The 18,479-nt window shown below is 73.8% G+C and carries 16 protein-coding genes and 1 tRNA gene; 10 read left to right on the forward strand and 7 right to left on the reverse strand.

The genetic code is table 11. From position 1 onward, the window contains the following. Window positions 1-5 precede the first annotated feature (5 nt). On the forward strand, window positions 6-1,445 hold the full coding sequence (locus AB6L24_RS38725; RefSeq protein WP_405664061.1) for a GH1 family beta-glucosidase: 1,440 nt from the start codon (window positions 6-8) through the stop codon (window positions 1,443-1,445). 103 nt (window positions 1,446-1,548) lie between these two features. Here AB6L24_RS38725 and AB6L24_RS38730 read toward each other — a convergent pair whose 3' ends face one another. The 3 genes from AB6L24_RS38730 to AB6L24_RS38740 all read right to left on the reverse strand — a co-directional run bounded on the left by AB6L24_RS38730 (window position 1,549) and on the right by AB6L24_RS38740 (window position 5,400). Continuing rightward, window positions 1,549-3,021 carry a cellulose binding domain-containing protein gene (locus AB6L24_RS38730; RefSeq protein ID WP_405664064.1) on the reverse strand — a complete coding sequence of 491 codons (1,473 nt, stop codon included), beginning with the start codon at window positions 3,019-3,021 and terminating at the stop codon, window positions 1,549-1,551. 233 nt (window positions 3,022-3,254) lie between these two features. Next, on the reverse strand, window positions 3,255-4,673 hold the full coding sequence (locus AB6L24_RS38735) for a sensor histidine kinase (RefSeq protein WP_405664067.1): 1,419 nt from the start codon (window positions 4,671-4,673) through the stop codon (window positions 3,255-3,257). A gap of 28 nt (window positions 4,674-4,701) precedes the next feature. After that, a complete protein-coding gene (locus AB6L24_RS38740) occupies window positions 4,702-5,400 on the reverse strand; it encodes a response regulator transcription factor (protein ID WP_030360014.1) in 699 nt (232 codons plus the stop codon). Between the two features lie 78 nt (window positions 5,401-5,478). Between AB6L24_RS38740 and AB6L24_RS38745 the strand changes: the two genes are divergently transcribed. After that, the gene (locus AB6L24_RS38745) at window positions 5,479-6,042 is read left to right on the forward strand and encodes a hypothetical protein (RefSeq protein WP_405664071.1); all 564 of its coding nucleotides are present in this window, start codon (window positions 5,479-5,481) and stop codon (window positions 6,040-6,042) included. A 29-nt stretch (window positions 6,043-6,071) separates the two neighbouring features. On the opposite strand, the gene AB6L24_RS38750 is transcribed toward AB6L24_RS38745, so the two are convergent. Beyond that, on the reverse strand, window positions 6,072-6,932 hold the full coding sequence (locus AB6L24_RS38750) for a spermidine synthase (protein ID WP_405664073.1): 861 nt from the start codon (window positions 6,930-6,932) through the stop codon (window positions 6,072-6,074). Window positions 6,933-7,078: 146 nt separating this feature from the next. After that, entirely contained in the window at window positions 7,079-7,570 is a 492-nt protein-coding gene (locus AB6L24_RS38755) for a hypothetical protein (RefSeq protein WP_405664075.1), read from the reverse strand. A gap of 336 nt (window positions 7,571-7,906) precedes the next feature. Between AB6L24_RS38755 and AB6L24_RS38760 the strand changes: the two genes are divergently transcribed. Continuing rightward, window positions 7,907-9,352, forward strand: coding sequence for a tetratricopeptide repeat protein (locus AB6L24_RS38760; RefSeq protein ID WP_405664077.1), 1,446 nt, complete (start codon window positions 7,907-7,909; stop codon window positions 9,350-9,352). A gap of 30 nt (window positions 9,353-9,382) precedes the next feature. On the opposite strand, the gene AB6L24_RS38765 is transcribed toward AB6L24_RS38760, so the two are convergent. Beyond that, on the reverse strand, window positions 9,383-9,979 hold the full coding sequence (locus tag AB6L24_RS38765) for a histidine phosphatase family protein (RefSeq protein ID WP_405664080.1): 597 nt from the start codon (window positions 9,977-9,979) through the stop codon (window positions 9,383-9,385). A gap of 226 nt (window positions 9,980-10,205) precedes the next feature. Here AB6L24_RS38765 and AB6L24_RS38770 point away from each other — a divergent pair, with 226 nt between their 5' ends. From AB6L24_RS38770 to AB6L24_RS38800, 7 genes are all read left to right on the forward strand, one after another. Then, window positions 10,206-11,288, forward strand: coding sequence for a phosphatase PAP2 family protein (locus AB6L24_RS38770; protein WP_405664082.1), 1,083 nt, complete (start codon window positions 10,206-10,208; stop codon window positions 11,286-11,288). Next, window positions 11,275-12,351: a hypothetical protein gene (locus AB6L24_RS38775; protein WP_405664521.1), complete on the forward strand. Its 1,077-nt coding sequence runs from the start codon at window positions 11,275-11,277 to the stop codon at window positions 12,349-12,351. The genes AB6L24_RS38770 and AB6L24_RS38775 overlap by 14 nt, the downstream gene beginning before the upstream one ends. Next, complete coding sequence (locus AB6L24_RS38780; RefSeq protein WP_405664084.1) at window positions 12,342-13,949, forward strand: hypothetical protein; 1,608 nt, start codon at window positions 12,342-12,344, stop codon at window positions 13,947-13,949. Before AB6L24_RS38775 ends, AB6L24_RS38780 begins: the two co-directional genes overlap by 10 nt. After that, the gene (locus AB6L24_RS38785; RefSeq protein WP_405664087.1) at window positions 13,946-15,301 is read left to right on the forward strand and encodes an AAA domain-containing protein; all 1,356 of its coding nucleotides are present in this window, start codon (window positions 13,946-13,948) and stop codon (window positions 15,299-15,301) included. The genes AB6L24_RS38780 and AB6L24_RS38785 overlap by 4 nt, the downstream gene beginning before the upstream one ends. Before the next feature lie 462 nt (window positions 15,302-15,763). After that, on the forward strand, window positions 15,764-16,174 hold the full coding sequence (locus AB6L24_RS38790) for a hypothetical protein (RefSeq protein ID WP_405664090.1): 411 nt from the start codon (window positions 15,764-15,766) through the stop codon (window positions 16,172-16,174). A 150-nt stretch (window positions 16,175-16,324) separates the two neighbouring features. Beyond that, on the forward strand, window positions 16,325-16,990 hold the full coding sequence (locus AB6L24_RS38795) for a bifunctional DNA primase/polymerase (RefSeq protein WP_405664092.1): 666 nt from the start codon (window positions 16,325-16,327) through the stop codon (window positions 16,988-16,990). Next, window positions 16,981-17,054: transfer RNA gene (locus AB6L24_RS38800), tRNA-Lys, on the forward strand. The genes AB6L24_RS38795 and AB6L24_RS38800 overlap by 10 nt, the downstream gene beginning before the upstream one ends. 96 nt (window positions 17,055-17,150) lie before the next feature. Here AB6L24_RS38800 and AB6L24_RS38805 read toward each other — a convergent pair. After that, window positions 17,151-18,377, reverse strand: coding sequence for a M6 family metalloprotease domain-containing protein (locus AB6L24_RS38805; RefSeq protein WP_405664095.1), 1,227 nt, complete (start codon window positions 18,375-18,377; stop codon window positions 17,151-17,153). Window positions 18,378-18,479 lie beyond the last annotated feature (102 nt).

An 18,479-nucleotide genomic window follows, 5' to 3' on the forward strand; every position in this document is an offset into this window, starting at 1 on the left:
CTTCCATGACCCACGCGAACCTGCGATTCCCGGCCTCCTTTGTGTGGGGCGCCGCCACCGCCGCGTACCAGATCGAGGGGGCGGTGCGGGAGGACGGCAGGACGCCGTCGATCTGGGACACCTTCAGCCATACGCCGGGCAAGGTGCTCGGCGGGGACACCGGGGACGTGGCCTGCGACCACTTCCATCGGTGGCGCGACGACGTGCGGCTGATGGCCGACCTCGGGATCGGCGCGTACCGCTTCTCGGTGTCGTGGCCGCGGGTGCAGCCGACCGGGCGCGGGCCCGCCGTGCAGCGCGGGCTCGACTTCTACCGGGCGCTCGTCGACGAGCTGCTGGCGCACGGCATCACGCCGATGGTCACGCTCTACCACTGGGACCTGCCCCAGGAGCTGGAGTCGGCCTTCCCCAGCGGCTCCCCGGCGGGCGGCGGCTGGCCGGAGCGGGACACCGCCTACCGCTTCGAGGAGTACGCGGGCATCGTCGCCGGGGCGCTCGGCGACCGCGTGGAGCTGTGGGCGACCCTCAACGAGCCCTGGTGCAGCGCGTTCCTCGGCTATGGCTCGGGCGTGCACGCGCCCGGCCGCACCGACCCCGAGGCCGCCCTGCGCGCGGCGCATCACCTCAACCTCGCCCACGGCCTGGGCGCCCGCGCGCTGCGCGCGGCGCTGCCGACCCGCGCCCAGGTCGGCGTCTGCCTCAACCCGAGCGCCGTGCGCCCGCTGACCCCGTCCGCCGCGGATCTCGACGCCCGGCGCCGCATCGACGCGCTCGCCAACCGCGTCTTCACCGGTCCCATGCTCCGCGGGACGTACGACGACGATCTGCTCGCCGACACCGCGCGGATCACGGACTGGTCCTTCGTGCGCGACCGCGACCTGGCCACCGCCCGGCAGCCGCTGGACTTCCTCGGCATCAACTACTACTCCCCCGCTGTCGTGTCGGCCGCACCGCACGCGGACGGACCGCGCCTCGACGGGCACGGCGCCGCCGACCACTCCCCCTGGCCGGGCGCCGACTCCGTCTCCTTCCACCGGGCGCCCGGTGAACTCACCGCCATGGACTGGCCGGTGGACCCCACCGGCCTGAAGGACCTTCTCCTTGAGTACACCGCTCAGGCCCCCGGGGTTCCCCTTTTCGTGACGGAGAACGGCGCGGCGTACGACGACAAGCCCGGCGCGGGCGGCCAGGTCCACGACCCCGACCGGATCCGCTATCTGCACGGCCACCTCGCCGCCGTGCACGAGGCGATCCTCGCGGGCGCCGACGTGCGCGGTTACTTCCTCTGGTCTCTGATGGACAACTTCGAGTGGGCGTACGGCTACAGCAAGCGGTTCGGGGCGGTGTACGTCGACTACGAGACGCAGGAGCGGACGCCGAAGTCGAGCGCGCACTGGTACGCGAAGGTGGCGGCGAGCGGGGAGCTGCGCGCGGCCGAGGAGTGACCCGGCGGGCAAAAAGGGGTGCGCCCCGGCCGGGTGGGGGGAAGGTGCCGGCCGGGGCGCGTGTGGGGGGATGCGGTGGCTGTGGGAGGCCGCTTCTCGGTGGCTACTTGTAGGCGGCGAACGCCTTCGTGAACGCCAGCGGGTCCTGCGCGATCGACGAGCACGTCGGCTGGACGGAGTTGTCGCCGCCCGCGCAGGCCTTGTCGCGTGTCGACGACCACATCGACAGCCAGCCGATTCCCTTGTCCTGGGCGAACTTCACCAGCTGGGTGGCGTCGTCGACCTTGAAGATCTCCGTGGTGACGTCGTTGACGCCGATCATCGGGGTGACCGCGACGGTCTTCCAGGCCTGTGCGTCCGACAGGCCGAGCACGCCCTTGATCTGCGCCTGGGTCGCGGTCGCCGCCTGGGTGGCGTAGGTGCCCATGTCGTCGCTGTAGGCCGGTCCGTAGTCCATGGCCATGATGTTCACGGCGCCGATCCTCACGCCGTTCTTCTTCGCGTCGGCGAGCAGGTCGACGCCCGGCTGGGTCAGGCCCTCGGGCATCACCGGCAGCGTGAAGGACACGTCGAGCCCCGGGCGGTCCTTCTGGAGGGCGGCGATGGCCTGCGCGCGGCGGGAGTTGGCGGCGGTGTCGGGCAGGGCCGCGCCCTCGATGTCGAAGTCGACCTTGGTGAGCTTGTACGTGTCGATGACCTTGCCGTACGCCTTGGCGAGCGCGCCCGCGCTGTCGCAGCGCAGGCCGAGTTCGGAGCCGGCCGCGCCACCGAAGGACACGCGGACGTCACCGCCCTTGGCGCGCAGATCACCTATCTGGGCGGCGACCTTGTCGTCGCCGAGCGCGGTGCTGCCGCCCCACAGGGGTTCGCAGCCGCCGCCGGAGGTGACGAAGGCCAGGTTGAACTCCTTCACGCCGGTCTTCGCGGCGGTGTCGAGGAGGTCGTAGGCCGGGGCGAGGGAGGTGTCGACGAAGGGGGCGAACTTGGCGGCGCCCTTGGTTCCGGTGCCCTCGCTCGGGGTGGGGGTCGGGGTGGGCTTGCCCGTCGGCTTCGTCGGCTTCGTCGGCTTGGCGGTGGGCTTGTCCGTGGGCTTCCCGGTCGGGTCCTGGGTGGGCTTCTCGGTGGGGCGGCCGGAGGGCTGCGGGGCCGCCCCGTCGTCGGCCGCGCACTTGGCGTCGTTGATCAGGCACTTGACCGGGTCCGCGGCGCCGGACACGACGAAGCCGACCGTCAGGGACTCGCCGGGCGCCAGCTCCTTGTCCCACTTGGGCGGGGTGACGGTGACGCGGCGCCCGTCGACCTTGTGCTCGGCGTTCCACAGCGAGCTGAGCTTCGCGCCCGCGGGCAGGTCGAACTCCAGGGTCCAGTCGGCCTTGGCCTCGCCGGAGCTGTTCCTGACGACGTACTGCGCGGTGTAACCGCCCGACCAGTCGCTGGTCCTGCTGTACGCGGCACCGACGGAGGCCGCCTGGGCCGTGCCGGACAACAGGAAGGCACCGCCACCGACGACGGCCGCCGTGACGACGACGCCGATCGCCTTCTGCCTGCCGGTGATCCTGCGACGGTGGGTGCTCATGGGGCCTGCCTCTTCGGGGGTGCGGGGGGGGGTGGGACCGCTCGCACGTTAGTCCCGCCTGAGGCGACAAAAGGGGCTTCCCGGACCGAGGTTGGCGATCTTAGGGTTGGCTTAAGAGTGGGATCGGGGTCGGGAAAGGTTGGTCCGCCCCGGACCGGGATCAAGGCCCGAGGCCGAGGCCGGGAAAGGTCAGGCGCCGCGGCCGGGAAAGGTCAGGCCGCGGCCGGGAGACGTCAGTCCGACCCGGACCTCGCCCCCTGCTCCGCCCGCACCCGCCTCCGCCTCCGCACGGCCCCCCGCCGCCCCCGCCCCCCGGCCGCGGGCCGACGCGGATCCCGCTGGATCCAGAGGCGCACCTCCGTACCGCCGAGGACCGAGCGGCCGATGCGCACATCCCCACCGGTGGACTCCGCGAGGCGGCGGACGATGTCGAGGCCGAGGCCGGTCGAGCCCGACGACGCGCCCGAGTTGCCCCGGGCCAGCGCCGCCCGCGGGTCGGCGATCCCGCCTCCCGCGTCGGAGACGAGCACGATCACCGCGTCCTCCCCGCTGTGCACGTCCACGGCGAAGGCCGCGCCCTCCCGCGTGTGCCGGAAGACGTTGCCGAGCAGGGCGTCCACCACGGCGACCAGGTCCGCCCGGGCCACCGGGATCCACACCGGCTGCTCCACCCCGGCGACCCGCGCCTCGCGCCCCTCGTCCTCGGCGAGCGCCGACCAGAACTCCATGCGTTCGCGGATCACCTCGGCGGCGTCGCACCCGGCGCCGGGCCCGATGTGCACGCCGGCCGCCGTCTGCGGCTTCGCGTCCCGTGCCGTACGGATGATGGTGTCGACCTCGCGTTCGAGGCGTTCGACGGCGACGCGGGTCTGCTCGGCGGCGGGGCCTTCGCCCAGCGAGGCGGCGTTGAGGCGCAGCACGGTCAGGGGGGTGCGCAGGCGGTGGGAGAGGTCGGCCGCCAGTTCCCGCTCGTTGGCGAGGAGCTGGACGACCTGGTCGGCCATGGAGTTGAACGCCACGGCGGCGAGCCGCAGTTCGGTCGGCCCGTCCTCCGGCACCCGCGCGGCGAGCTTGCCCTCGCCGAGGTCGTGCGCGGCGCCCACGAGCCGCCGGGCGGGCTGGACCATGCGGACGCCGAGGCGGTCGGCGACCGCGACAGATCCGATGATGAGCGCCACGCCGACGCCCGCGAGGACCAGCCACGCCGTGGTCACGCCGTTGCTGACCTCGCTCTCCGGCACGAAGATCTCGACCACGGCGATCTCGCCCGAGCTGAGGCCGAAGGGCTGGAGCAGCGCGGAGCCGCCGGGCACGTCCGTGGTCCTGGCCCGCCCCTCGGCCCGGGTGGCGGCCACGTCGCGGGCGGCGGCGCGGCGTTCGCCGATCCTGAGCGGCGGCTGCTCGCCGACGGCGGGCACGTGCACAGCCATCCGCCCGTCGCCGCCGGCCTCGGAGCTGGCGACGGCCCGGTCGAGCTGGGTGCGGTCGGTGGTGATGGAGAGGGTCGGGCCCATGCCCGCGGCGTGCCGTTCGGCGGCCGAGAAGGCGCGGTCGCGGGCCATCTCCTGGATGACGAGGCCCAGCGGGATGGCGAACGCGGCCACGACCATCGTGGTGACGGCCAGGCACACCCGCACGAGCGCCCACCTCACGGCGCGGCTCCCGCCCGCCGGGCGCGGGTCACAGCGGTGGCTCCAGCTTCACTCCGACGCCCCGCAGGGTGTGCAGATAGCGGGGGTTGGCGGCGGTTTCACCCAATTTCCTGCGCAGCCAGGACAGATGGACGTCGATGGTCTGGTCGTCGCCGTAGCTCTGCTGCCAGACCTCGGCGAGGAGTTCCTTGCGCGGTACGACGACGCCGGGCCGCCCGGCGAGGAAGGCGAGCAGGTCGAACTCCCGCCGGGTCAGGTCGAGCCGGGCGCCGTCCAGCTGGGCCTGGCGGCGCAGCGGGTCGACGGTGAGGCCGCCGACCTGGAGCACGGGCCGGGGGGTCGCCTCGCCGTTGCCGGATCCGGAGCCGCGGGAGCGCCGCAGCACGGCGGCCATGCGCGCGGACAGGTGCTCGACGGAGAACGGCTTGGTCAGATAGTCGTCGGCGCCGTCGTTGAGGAGCCGCACGATCTCCGCCTCGTCGTCGCGCGCGGTCGCGATGATGACGGGTACGTCGGTGATGCCGCGCAGCATCTTCAGCGCCTCGGCCCCGTCGAGGTCGGGCAGCCCGAGGTCCAGGATGACCAGGTCGAACCGGAAATGCGCGACCTCGCGCAGCGCCTCCAGGGCGGTGCCGACGCTCCGTACCGTGTGGGAGGCGTCGGTGAGATGCCGGATGAGGGCCGAGCGTACGAACTGGTCGTCCTCGACGACGAGCACACTTGCCATGGGCGGCACCGTACGCCATTCGGGGGACACGGGTGCCTCCTGGCCCTGGGCACGGCGGGTGGTGCACTATGGCCCGCGATGCGCAGAGGTCTCGTACACACCATCGCGTGGTCGCTCGCCACGGGCGCGGCGGTCACGCTGTCGTGGTGGGGCGTGCGCACGGTGATGGCGGGCACGGCGTACGATCCGCCGCGCGCGCTGCCCCTGGTGTCCGGCGACCGGTCGGCGCTGCCGCGGTCGTCGTCCACGCACCGCCCGGAGCCGACCCCGAGCCCGCCGGAGAAGTCCGGCGAGCCGTCCGGGTCGAAGCACCCCGACCCGACGAAGACCCCGGATCGCGGCACGAAGAGCCCGCAACGCCCTTCCCCGGACCACCCGCGGGGCGACCGGCCCGAGAACTCCGCCTCGCCGCCCCGGTCCGGCAGCGTCAAGGGCTACACCACCGAGGGCGGCCGCGTCGTCTTCGACCTGGGCAGGTCCTCCGCGACGCTCGTGTCGGCGTCACCGGCGGCGGGCTGGTCGATGCAGGTGTGGAAGGCGCCGACGTGGATCCGGGTGGAGTACACCTCGGGCGCGGACCGCGTCTCGGTGTTCTGCACGTGGCACGACCACGCGCCGAGGGTGGACATCAATACGTACTGAACTCCGGTGTACGTAACGGATTCCGGCCGTCAGCGGAACACCGACGACGGCGGCGCGGGCGAGGCCACCGCGCCCGCGTCCCTGACGACCGCCGCGCCGCCGCTGAAGGCGCCGAGCGCGGGCCCGTGTTCGACCCGGGCCGGGTGCGGGTCACCGGCGCTGCGCCGGGTGAGTTCGGCGATGGGCAGGGGGTGTCCGGCGCCGAGGAGCACGGCGTTGCCGAAGCGTCTGCCGCGCAGGACGGCGGGGTCGGCGACGAGGGCGAGTTCGGGGAAGACGGTGGCGGCGGTGGCGAGTTGGCCGCGCAGATAGGCGAGCGGGGGGCCGTCGGCGAGGTTGGCGGCGTACCAGCCGGTGGGTTTCAGGGCCCTGCGGACGTCGCCGAGGAATTCGGCGGTGGTGAGGTGGGCGGGGGTGCGGGCGCCGCTGAACACGTCGGCTATGACGAGGTCGGCCCAGCCGTCGGGGGTCTTCGCGAGCCCTTCGCGGGCGTCGGTGCCGCGTATGCGTATGCGGGCGCCGGGGTCGAGGGGCAGGGCGCGGCGGACGAGTTGGACGAGGGCGGTGTCGCGCTCGACGACCTGCTGGGTGGAGCGGGGCCGGGTCGCGGCGACGTACCGGGCGAGGGTGAGGGCGCCGCCGCCGAGGTGCAGCACGTGCAGGGGCCGTCCGGGCGGGGCGACGAGGTCGATGATGTGGCCGATCCGGCGCTGGTACTCGAAGTCGAGGTGCGCGGGGTCGTCGAGATCGACGTGCGACTGCGGCGCGCCGTCGACGAGCAGGGTCCACCCCCGGGCCCGCTCCCGGTCGGGCATCAGCTCGGCAAGCCCTCCGTCAACTTCCTCGACGAGTGCTTCCCGCGCCGACCGTCCCCGCCGATTCCGTGCCACACCCCCATTATCAACGCCGAACCGAACACCCGCCCGACGGCCGAGTTCGAGGCGGGACGATGACAGCCCGTCCGGCGCTTGAGGACGAGCCGCGCAGCGGCAAAAGGCGGGGCAAGGGGCGCAGCCCCCTATACCCACGCCGCCCCTCAACGGCAGTTGTCCGCGGCCTCGATCATGCGAGCGGCCTCCCCCAGCGCGGCCCGCAGCACAGCGGGATCGGTCACGGGGTCCGTCTCCCCGGGCGGCACGAGCCACCCCGTCCCGGCGACGGGCGGAGCGGGCACCGGATCCGGGTCGCGGGCAAGGGCAATCCCCCGACCGAAGGTCTGCGTACAAGCGCTCCCAGGCAGGTCCCACCCGTCCGCCGTGCCGGGCGGCACGAGAAACCCCAGGGTGTCGCACCCGCCGTCATGCAGAACGGGCCCCACGGCCTCCTCGCCGGAGCCCCGGCGCAGGATGTCGACGGCCTCAAGCCCCTGACGCGCGGGAACGGTCACGAGATCGCACTCCTCGTGACCGTCGGAGTCCCTGTAACCGTCAAGGCCACCGCCGGGTCCCGCGCTGCGGTCCTGGCTCGGCCGATGCCCGGCCGTCGTCAGCGCGCCCCCGGATTCACTGTTCTCCATGCCGAACTCCAACAAGGGAACCTCCTCGCCAGGGCGGAAGCGGCGTCGCTCCCTCTCCGCATGGTTCAACGCGCCGACGCGTCAACGGCTACGGCGCCACGCCGCCGCAAAGGATGGCAGTTCATGGCAGATCACGGGTGAGATATCCGGTTTGTAGCCAAACTCCGCGTGGTGGCCGGTTCACAGCCGGTACGTTCATGCTCCGCCGGGACAAGCCGGAACATGCCGGACCGAGCCGGAACACGTTCGCACCGGTCGGCGCCGGTCGGCGCCGACCGGCGTACCGGCGGCCGACGGCGCGGGTCGGCGTGCCACGGTCCAGCACGGTCTCCAGCGAGAGGATCCGGCATGGCGTCGTCGTCATCGGCATCGTCAACTCCGCCTCCGCGTCCGAACGTCGCGTTCCGGCAGCTGCGCGGGCAGCGCTCCCCGGGCGAGTTCGCGGCGGCGGTGCGGCGGGCCGCGCGCGAGATCGGCGAGCGGGTCAGCTGCGACGCGCGGTACGTCGGCCGCGTGGAGGCGGGTGAGATCCGGTGCCCCAACTACGCGTACGAACGGGTGTTCCTGCACATGTTCCCCGGCCGGACGCTGACGGACCTGGGCTTCGCGCCGCGCGCGGCCGTCCGGGGCCGGGGGGCGCGGGCCGCCGGGGACGCGCGCGGGGAGGCCACCGGCGGCCCGCATGACGACCACGACCCGAGGTACCCGCGTGCCAGTGACAGCGACAACACCTTCAGCACCGAGGAGAGCGACGTGCGGCGTCGCGCATTCATGACCAGCGGCACGGCCACCGTGGCCGTCGCCTCCCTGGGCGCCGTCGGGCTCCCGCCGGGCGCCGCCGAGGCCCGCGCCCGCGAGCCGCGCCGGTTCCGCGCGGCGGACGAGCACGAGGTGAACGCCGTCGAGGAGGCCGTCCGCGAGATCCGCCTGCTCGACGACCGGCACGGCGCCGACGGCCTCTACCAGCGGGCGGCCGCCCCGCTGCGCACCGCCTACGCCCTGCTCGACGCGGGCACCACCCGGCAGGGCGGGCAGGCGGCGACCGCCCGGCTGTACTCCGGCGCGGGCGAGCTCGCCATCTCCGTCGGCTGGCTCGCGCACGACTCCGGCCGCTTCGACGACGCCCGCTCGCACTACGCGGAGGCCCTCGCGACGGCCCGGATGGCCGGGGACCCCGCCCTGGAGGCGCACGCGTTCTGCAACACGGCGTTCCTGGCCAGGGACGCGGGCCGACCCCGGGAGGCGGTGCGGGCGGCGCAGGCCGCGGCGCGGGCCGCGCGGCGCCTGGAGTCGCCCCGGTTCCTCTCCCTGCTCGCACTGCGCGAGGCGGGCGGCTGGGCCGGGCTCGGCGACCACACCGGCTGCCGCCAGGCGCTCACCCGCGCGCACGCCCTGTTCGACCGCGGCCCGGCCGAGACCGACCCGGAGTGGATGACCTTCTACGGCGCCGCGGAGCTGGCCGGCCTGGAGGCGCAGTGCTGGTCGGCGCTCGGGCAGTGGGAGCGCGCGGCCCGGCACGCACAGCGCGCGGCGGGCGTGGCGGCGGAGCAGACGCCGGAGTTCACGCGCAACATCGCGCTGTACACCGCCGAGCTCGCCGACGACCTGGCCCGCGCGGGCCGCCCGGACGAGGCCGCGGCGGCGGGCCTGCGGGTCCTCGCCCTCCTGGACGAGGTCCAGTCGTCGCGGATCGCGTGCATGCTCGCGACCACCGCCCGGCTGCTCCTTCCGCACCGGCGTGCCACCGAGGTGACGGGCTTCCTGGAGCAGCACGCGGCACGCGCGCGTGCGTGACGGCAGCGTCCACGCGCGCGTGAGTGACGGTCATCCGGCGAGGTGGCCGGTCTCGTTCCAGGACTCCAGGGCGGGCTCGCCATAGGCCCAGCCCAGGACCGAGAGGGACGTCGGGTTGAGGCGGATGCGGGACGCGAACTCGATGTCGTAGCCGAGCCAGCGGGCGCCGATCACGCGCAGGATGTGGCCGTGGGCGAAGACGAGGACGTCCCGGTCGGCCTCGCGGGCCCAGGCGACGACCTCGTCGGCGCGCGCGGACACCTGCGCCAGCGTCTCGCCGTCCGGGACGCCGTCCCGCCAGATGAACCACCCGGGGCGCAGGGCCTGGATGTCGGCGGGCGTCAGTCCGTCGTACGCCCCGTAGTCGAACTCCATCAGCGCGTCCCACTCGGCGGCCCGGTCGCCGAACCCGGCGAGCTCGCACGTCTCACGCGCGCGGGACAGCGGGCTGGTGCGCACCTCGACTCCGGGGAGGCCGTCGTAGGGCGCCCGGTGCAGCCGCTGGCCCAGGAGTTTCGCGCCGCGCCTGCCCTCTTCGAGGAGCGGGATGTCCGTCCTGCCGGTGTGCTTTCCGGACAGCGACCACTCGGTCTGTCCGTGCCGGGCCAGCAGGATGCGCGGTGCCATGAGAAGCCTTTCTACAAGGACATGCAAGGACAAAAAGGGACAGTCACCTGTCCGTTCCTTCCATCATCACTCACACCGCAAAGGCGCAACCCGGGCGGCGATCTCTGCGTCTTTGAGGCACAGGGGGATGGCTCATCGGCCTTCGCGTACGCCGTAAAGTGACCCAGCGGCCGTACGCCGCGAGAACAGAGCGGGAACAGCGCGAATGAGATGGGGGACCCACCGGATGCCGCAGACCGAGGCAAAGGGCGCCGGCAGCCGCGGCATATCCGAGGGCCTGACGACCCCACTGCGCCCGCGCTGGTGGACGGAGCTGCCGCTGATCCTCCTGGTGTACGGGGCCTACTCCGCCGGGCGGCTGCTCGCGCGCGGGGACGTCTCGACCGCCGTGGGGCACGGCCTCGACCTCCTCCGCATCGAGAAGGCCGTGAACCTGAACCTGGAGCATCCGCTCAACCGGCTCTTCACGGCCCACACCTCCATCGGCGTCCCGGCGGACTTCTGGTACGCCTCGCTGCACTACCTGGTCACACCGCTGGTGCTGATCTGGCTGTTCCGCAGCAGGGCCGTGCACTACGCCGCCGCCCGCACCTGGCTGATGGTGTCCACGCTCATCGGCCTGGTCGGCTTCACGCTGATGCCGACCTGCCCGCCGCGGCTCCTCGACGCCAAGCACGGCTTCGTCGACACGATGGCGCAGTACAGCGACTGGGGCTGGTGGGGCGGCCAGGCCAGCGCCCCGCGCGGGCTCGGCGGCATGACCAACCAGTACGCGGCGATGCCCAGCCTGCACGTCGGCTGGTCGCTCTGGTGCGGCGTGATGCTGTGGCGGTACGGCCGCACGCCCCTGGTGAAGGCCATCGCCATCGCCTATCCGCTGCTCACCACCATCGTCGTCATGGGCACCGCCAACCACTACTTCCTCGACGCTGTCGCGGGCGCGGCCGTGATGGGGCTCGGCCTGCTGCTCGTCCGGCCGGTGCAGCGCGGCGCGGCCCGGGTCAAGGCCCGGCTGCGGCCGGTCCTCGCGACCGCCGTCGCCACCCGCGCCGCGGGACGCGACAAGGCACCCACCGACGCCACCGACGCCTCGTCCGCCACTGACTCCTCGATTGTCAGTGCCGGATGCCAGACTTCGGCGGGTGAGCGAATTCCCCATCAGCGCAAGCTCGGGACCGATCCGGGCGGCAAGCCCGCCGCCAAGCCGGGCGGCAAGCCCCGCGGGAACAAGGGCGCCCGACCCGCGGGCCGCGCCGCGGACACCGGGGACGGCGCTCAGACACCGGCTCGCGGAGCTGCGCGGACCTGACGTACCGCCGCAGTCCCTGGACGCCCGCGCCCTGGCCGCCCTCGCGGCGAACCCGGGCTGCGGGCGGCGCGCGCTCCTGGACGGCGCGGGCGTGCCCAAGGCGGCGCTCGCCGAGGCGCTCGGCTCGCCCTCGGGCTTCGGGCAGTCGCAGTTCGCGTTCATGCGAGGGCACGCCTTCGAGGCCCGTGTGAAGGCCGACGGCGGCACGGAGCTGCTGCGTCTCACGCACGCGTGCCTGGGCGGCGGCCCCGAGCCGGAGCCCGGCGCGGCGAGTGTGCCGGACCTCACGGCGGCCGGACCCGCGGGCCGCGCGGCCCGCACGGAGCTGGCCCTGGACGAGGCCTCGGCCGCCGGGACCTGGACGCTGCTCGACCACCCGATGCTGGCCCTGGACGTCGCGGGCACGCCCGCCTTCCTGGAGCCGGACGCCGTGGTCGTCGCCCCGGACGGGACCTGGACGGTCGTCGAGATCAAGTCCTTCCCCATGATCGACGGCGCGGCGGACGCGGCGAAGGTGGGCGCGGCGGCACGCCAGGCCGCGGTGTACGTCCTCGCCCTGGAGGAGGTCGCGCGCCGCCTCGACCCCGCGCCCGAGGTGCGCCACCGCGCGCTCCTCGTCTGCCCCAAGGACTTCTCGAACCTGCCGGCGGCGTCCGCCGTGGACGTCCGCAAGCAGCTCGCCGTCACCCGCCGCCAGCTGTCCCGCCTGACCCGCGTCGAGGACATCGCGGCCTCGCTCGCGCCCGGCACGACGTTCGACGTGACGCGGCCCGCCGCCGAGCTCGCCACCGCGGTCGACGCGGTCCCCGCGACGTACGCCCCTGAGTGCCTGGCCGCCTGCGAGCTGGCCTTCCACTGCCGCGACCGGGCCCGCGCGGCGGGCGAGCTGACCTCGCTCGGCCGCTCCCTGCGTGCCGACCTCGGCACGCTGGCCACCATCGACGAGGCCCTCGCCGCGGCCCGGGGCGAGGCGGGCGACGCCGACGACCCGGCGGTCGCGGCACTGCGCCGCGCGGGCGCCCTGCGCGCGGAGGCGCTCGCCGGAGGTGTGCGTTGTCCCTGATCGACAACCTGGCCCGGCTCGACGCCGCCACCACAGGCCGCGCCAAGCCCAGGGCGACCGTCCGGCACCGGCACCTGTCCGAGCGCCCCCTGGTCTTCGTGCCGCTCATCACCGCCGGCGAGACGGGCGCCCCGCTCGGCGCCCTGATCGGCACGGAGCGCACGTCCCCCCTGCTGCTCACGGTGGCCCAGCCCCGCGACCGCGACCTGCGCTTCGCGTTCCTGTCCCGGCTCGCCGAGATCCTGCTGCCGTACGTCGAGTCGTACGCGGACGACGTCGAGGCCGCCGAGCGCACCGAGGCCGACCCGGAGACCGGCAAGCGCGTCAAGGTCGAGGTGGAGCTGTGCGCGGACGCCCCGCAGCTGATCGTGCCGAGCCGCGCGGGCATCGAGTTCGTCCGGCTGCTCGGCCGGTCCATGCGGTTCCGGCGGACCGCCGAGCAGGATCCGGACGCGCCGTATCCCGCGCCCCCGCGCGTGCCGCTGCTCGGGCGCTGGCTCACGCACTACGGCGAGCGCTCCCGGGTGCCCGGCTCGTCGCTGCTTCTCGCCATGACCGACCTGCTGTCCCGGCACTGGGCCACCGGCCAGTCCTCCCTGGAGGAGCAGCACCTGGGCGCGCTGCTCGCGTGGATCGAGGCGCCGGAGGGGACGTCGGGGGCGGACGCGGCGCTCCGGGCGGAGCTGGCCAGGGACGGTGACGGGCAGTTGCTGTGCCCGCCCGCAGGACCCGCCACGGACCCGGCGTTCGACAACCAGCTCCTCGCCCCGGCCATCGAGCGCCACGACCGGGCCCGCACCGCGCTGGCCGCCGCCGCGGACGGCGTCGAGGCGGACGCCCTGCTCGCCTCGCTCGGTGCCGCCGAGCGCGAGATCGACGCCCTCGTGGCCAGCCGCACCCGGCCCACGTGGGACGCGGTGTGGCGCGGCCTGGACGCGCTGTGCACGCTGCCCGAGGCGCCGAGCGCCGTCGACCGGTGGCGCGGCGACCGCTGGTCGTTCACCGGGCACCGCGACCGCGTCGCCGCCGGTGAGCCGCCGCAGCCCCGCGTGGACGACGCGGTCACCGCCGCGAACAAGCTGGCCACCCGGGAGCGCGAGCAGGCCAGGCTCGACGCCCAGGAGGCCCTGGACGACCCCCTGGTGATGGCCGGGCGGCGGCTCGCGGGCGAGGCGTTCGCCGGGGAGGTCACCGAGGTCGTCATGGCGTACAGCGAGGGCCGCTCGCCACGGCCGCGCCCCCTCGTCACCGTCCGCACCCCCGACCGCCCCCAGCTCGACGAGGGCGTGAAGGCCTACCGCTCCCTCGCGGGCAAGCCCCAGTCCTTCCAGTTCGTCGCCCACACGCCTGACGGCGGCCTCGTCCTGCGCCTGCTGGACAAGATGGGCCGCGGCAAGGAGCCCGACCCCGGTTCCGTGCCGGAGGTGGGCGACCGCTTGTGCTGGACGCTCTTCGAGCACGAGCAGCGGGGCGGGCCGCGCCTGCCGGACCCGGAGGACACCCCGTGGACGCACGGCGGTCCCCCGCAGACGGCGCCCGTCGGTACGACCCCCGCCGTCGAACGGCCCGACCCCGTGACAGCGGAGGACATCCTGTGAGCCCGGCCCCCCTCGAAGCGAGCACGGCCCCCTTCGACCCCGGGGCGGAGGCCGCCCGTGCCACCGACGCGATCCTGCGCGACACGCTGCACGGGGCGCACCGGGGCGTCGTCGTCGACTCCCCTCCCGGCGCCGGGAAGTCCACCCTCGTGGTCCGCGCCGCCCTCGAACTGGCCGCGGCCGGACGCCCCCTGATGGTCGTCGCCCAGACCAACGCCCAGGTCGACGACCTCGTCCTGCGCCTCGCCGAGAAGAACCCCGAACTGCCGGTCGGGCGGCTGCACAGCAGCGACCCCGACCCGTACGACAAGGCCCTCGACGCCCTCGCGAACGTACGCAAGTCCGCGAAGGCCGGCGACCTCGCCGGGCTCGACGTCGTCGTGTCCACCGCCGCGAAGTGGGGGCACGTCAAGGGCGTCGAGCCGTGGCGGCACGCCATCGTCGACGAGGCGTACCAAATGCGGTCGGACGCCCTCCTCGCCGTCGCCGGGCTCTTCGAGCGGGCCCTGTTCGTGGGCGACCCGGGGCAGTTGGACCCCTTCGCCATCGCCGAGGCCGAGCAGTGGGCGGGGCTCGCGTACGACCCGTCGGCCAGCGCGGTGACGACGCTGCTCGCCCACAATCCCGGGCTGCCGCAGCATCGGCTGCCCGTGTCGTGGCGGCTGCCCGCGTCGGCCGCGCCGCTGGTCTCCGACGCGTTCTACCCTTTCACGCCCTTCCGCAGCGGCACGGAGCACGCCGACCGTGCCCTCCATTTCGCCGTACCGTCCGACGGCTCGGGCCCCGACCGGGTCATCGACGAAGCGGCTCTCTCCGGGTGGGGCCTGCTCGAACTGCCCGCCCGGAACACCCCGCGCACGGACCCCGAGGCGGTGCGGGCCGTCGCCCTCGTGGTGCGGCGGCTGCTCGACCGGGGCGGGGCGGCGACGTCCGAGCGGGCGCCCGAGCCCGTCCCCCTCACGGCCGACCGGATCGCCGTCGGGACGGCGCATCGGGACCAGGCGGCAGCCGTACGCGGCGCGCTCGCCGCACTCGGGGTCGTGGACGTGACCGTCGACACGGCCAACCGCCTCCAGGGCCGGGAGTTCGACGTGACCGTCGTGCTCCATCCACTCTCCGGCCGGCCGGACGCCACGGCCTTCCATCTGGAGACGGGGCGCCTGTGCGTGCTGACATCCCGACATCGGCACGCGTGCATCGTGGTGTGCCGGGCGGGAGTTGACGCCCTCCTGGACGACCACCCGTCCACGGAGCCGGTCCAACTGGGCGTCACCGTCAAGTTCCCCGACGGCTGGGAGGCCAACCACGCAATCCTCTCGCGCCTCGCGTCCCACCAGATCCCCTGGCCGTAGCCCCACACCACGCCCGGCGCGCACCCTTTCCCCCACATCACAGTCACCCTCGGCCCGGGTCCGTACCCCACCGTCGGCATCATGGTCACCGTCGGCCGGGGCTGTGCCCACCCGTGCCGCCCCTGGCGGCCCAGCTGCCCACAGGGTGGGACGGCAGCCGGAAGCGGCCGCACCCCCGCCGAACCGAAAGCCGGACGGGGAACCCCCACCGGACCCGAAAGCCGCGAACCGAACGGGAGGGGACGTGCCGGTATGTCCGCGCGCAGCTCGGACGACCACGAGGGACGTACACACAACGCGTACCAGGCCACACACGCGAGCACGGACATACCGGCGCGGCCCCGCACCCACCCACCGGAGCGAGGGCGAAGGACCACACCACCCACCGCGCGGCGCGCGGACCTCTTGCACGGGGAGGGACAATGGATGCGGCCACGCGGCGTACGACGAGAGGAAAACGACATGGCGGAGCCCTCGCGGCCCCGGTCCAGCCAGCGCATGCGCCCCGCACCGCTCCTCTTCGAGCCCGCGGAAGCCACCGCCGACCCCGAGCACTTCTTCGACCTGGAGTCCATCGACGACCCCCGCGAACTCCTCGCCCGGTCCACCGAGTTGACCCTGGCCTTCCGCGCCGCGACCGACCGCTCCATCGAGTTCCAGGCCCTCGCCGCCGCCCAGCTCGCCGACCCGCGCCGCTTCGACCGCCTCACCCCGGCCGACATCGCGGAACGCGCCGAGTGGACCGAGGACTACGCACAGAAGATGATCGAGTTCGGCCGCGAACTCCTGCGCGGCGCCCCCGAGGCATCGGGCTCGAGCCCGACAGGCACGACCGGCACGACGGACTCCACGACGGAACCCGGGCCCCACTGAACCACCGGACCCACTGAACCACCGGACCCACTGAGCAACAAGATCCAATGGCATATGCCGGTGGGGCAAGGTACCCCACACCCCCGGCCACTGTCCCGGATTCCGGCAACTCTAAGAGAGTGCCCGCTCACACCCGGTAGATGTATCGACATGAGCAACTCCCCCCTCACCCTCGCCCCCCACACCCACAGGGCGTCCGGACCCCCCACCAACGCCTGCGACGTCACCCCCGCGGGCGCGACCTGGCTCACCTCCGCCGAAACGTATCCGCACCGAGCGCTCGCCGACTGGCGCGCCCGCCCCACCACCCCGGCCGTCCTGTCCTGCGGAACGGTCTTCGACGTGGTCAGCGTGCCCGCGGTGTTCGGGCGGCGGATGGTGGACCGGTTATGGCACGAGGGTCCGGGCTCGGGCCCGGTGGCGACGTACCGCGGCCGGATGCTGCTGTTCACGGCGCCGGGCACGGCCCGCCGCCTCCCGTCGCTCCTGGAGTGGGAGGAGTGGGGCCCCGCGGTCCCTTCCCTGCTCTGCCACGGCGCAGGCGACGCGGTGACAGTGCCCCCGCTCACGGCGAGCCACAACACAGACACCGCACCCGCACCCGCACCCGCACCCGCACCCGCACCCGACGACAGGCTCGGATCCCGCTGGCTGGTGGCCCCCGACACCCGCAGGCCCTGGCTCCCCGGCCCCGACGTAGTGCTCTGGGCATGCGTCCGCGCGGCCCGCGCCGCAGCCGGATCCGCGGTGCGTATATCGATTTTTCCTCGCGGCGATCAGGATGCTAAGGTCTACGACGTCAGCAGGCGCCGCTAGCTCAGTTGGTTAGAGCAGCTGACTCTTAATCAGCGGGTCCGGGGTTCGAGTCCCTGGCGGCGCACGACACCGGCAGCGGATCATGTCCACAAAAAGCGTGGACATGATCCGCTGCCGTCATTTTTGCGCGGCTTCGCCGCGCGTTGTGGGGGCTTCGCCGTCACGTGGGGGTGATCTTGACGGTCCAGGCACCCGACGGAGTCCTGTCCTCGACCTCGATGCGGATCCGCTCCCCAGGAACCGTGAAGGCCTCCCCCACCCGCACAGGCGCGTCGGCCAACGGCGGGTAGACGGACTCGGTGTCGCACGCCTCCGAGCCGGGGTGGGCGTCGATGACCTCGACGGGGCCCCGCCCCGACGCCGTCTCGTTGCGGACGTGATAGGCGAGGACGCCCTCGCTGCACGTACCCCGGTCGTTGCCCACGGCACCCCGCGCCTCGACGGCGACGGCGCTGCCCCGGCCCGTGCGGATCACGGCGAGCTTGGTGGCGCCCACGCCACCGGGAACGGGCTGGGCCGCGAGCGGGTCGAGGGTGAGGCGCCGCGGACCGCCGTCCACGCAGACGACCTGGCGGGGCCCCAGCCAGCCGAGCTTCCACTTGTGCCAGCCGAACAGCTCAGGAGCGAGACCGAACTGGCTGCCCATGACGTCCCAGTCGCCGACGTGGGTGTCCCAGTCGCCGTCGCCGTCGGTGGGCCGGTGATAGAGGTCGGGCAGGTCGAAGACGTGGCCGGTCTCGTGGGCGAGGACGTTGCGGTCCGGCGGATGGCGCTCGAAGACGGTGACGATGCGGCGGATGCTGGTGCCGTCGGCCCGCATCGGACGGTCGAAGTTCACGACCTTCGTGGCGTCCGAGTTCACGCCGGGCGCGTCCGGATCGGCGACGAAGTACACGATGTCGTACGCGGAGAAGTCCACGCGCGGATCGGCCGCGGCCACCGCGTCCCGGAGGTAGGACGCGCGGTGCTGCGGGTCCCAGTCCCGCTCTATGGCGTACATCGTGGAATCTTCCGGCATTTCCACCCATTCGTGTTGCGGGTGGGCGCGCAGCCGGAACCTCCCGTAGGAGGCTTGCTCGAAGAAGTCGCTCGTGGCCGGGAAGTAGTCGGCGGCCAGCTCCCGCGGTGTCGTCAGCGGCGGGGAGTCCGGGAAAGAGAGGAAGACCATGACGGCGTCGAGGGCGCGGGAGGGGCGCGGATAGGCGCCGTTCCAGGTGTCGAGGCCTTCCGAGTGGTGCGCGGGCGTGCGCCGCAGGGCGCACGGGCCCGCGTCGCCGTGGGCGATCGCCGGGCCGGCGACCAGCGAAGTGGCGGCGAGAGCGGTCAGGCAGGTGAAGAGAATGCCCGCGGTGCGCAGCCGCGGCCTCTCCCCTTCACGGGTGAGCATCCAAGGGGGGAGCTGACGCTCCACATCGACCTCCGGGTGCGGAATGCGAGACACCTCACCCACCCTGTGATGGTTTGTCGCACTTCGCCCTGTTTGTCTGAC

It is taken from the genome of Streptomyces sp. RK9, from assembly GCF_045070545.1.
GTDB classification, from domain to species: domain Bacteria; phylum Actinomycetota; class Actinomycetes; order Streptomycetales; family Streptomycetaceae; genus Streptomyces; species Streptomyces alboflavus.

What these genes read in the sequence shown, in the direction of transcription:
- AB6L24_RS38795 (WP_405664092.1), top strand. Translation starts at nt 16,325, where the DNA reads ATGAGCAACTCCCCCCTCACCCTCGCCCCCCACACCCACAGGGCGTCC.
- AB6L24_RS38805 (WP_405664095.1), bottom strand. Translation starts at nt 18,377, where the DNA reads ATGCTCACCCGTGAAGGGGAGAGGCCGCGGCTGCGCACCGCGGGCATT.
- AB6L24_RS38740 (WP_030360014.1), bottom strand. Translation starts at nt 5,400, where the DNA reads ATGGCAAGTGTGCTCGTCGTCGAGGACGACCAGTTCGTACGCTCGGCC.
- AB6L24_RS38730 (WP_405664064.1), bottom strand. Translation starts at nt 3,021, where the DNA reads ATGAGCACCCACCGTCGCAGGATCACCGGCAGGCAGAAGGCGATCGGC.
- AB6L24_RS38745 (WP_405664071.1), top strand. Translation starts at nt 5,479, where the DNA reads ATGCGCAGAGGTCTCGTACACACCATCGCGTGGTCGCTCGCCACGGGC.
- AB6L24_RS38725 (WP_405664061.1), top strand. Translation starts at nt 6, where the DNA reads ATGACCCACGCGAACCTGCGATTCCCGGCCTCCTTTGTGTGGGGCGCC.
- AB6L24_RS38760 (WP_405664077.1), top strand. Translation starts at nt 7,907, where the DNA reads ATGGCGTCGTCGTCATCGGCATCGTCAACTCCGCCTCCGCGTCCGAAC.
- AB6L24_RS38770 (WP_405664082.1), top strand. Translation starts at nt 10,206, where the DNA reads ATGCCGCAGACCGAGGCAAAGGGCGCCGGCAGCCGCGGCATATCCGAG.
- AB6L24_RS38790 (WP_405664090.1), top strand. Translation starts at nt 15,764, where the DNA reads ATGGCGGAGCCCTCGCGGCCCCGGTCCAGCCAGCGCATGCGCCCCGCA.
- AB6L24_RS38765 (WP_405664080.1), bottom strand. Translation starts at nt 9,979, where the DNA reads ATGGCACCGCGCATCCTGCTGGCCCGGCACGGACAGACCGAGTGGTCG.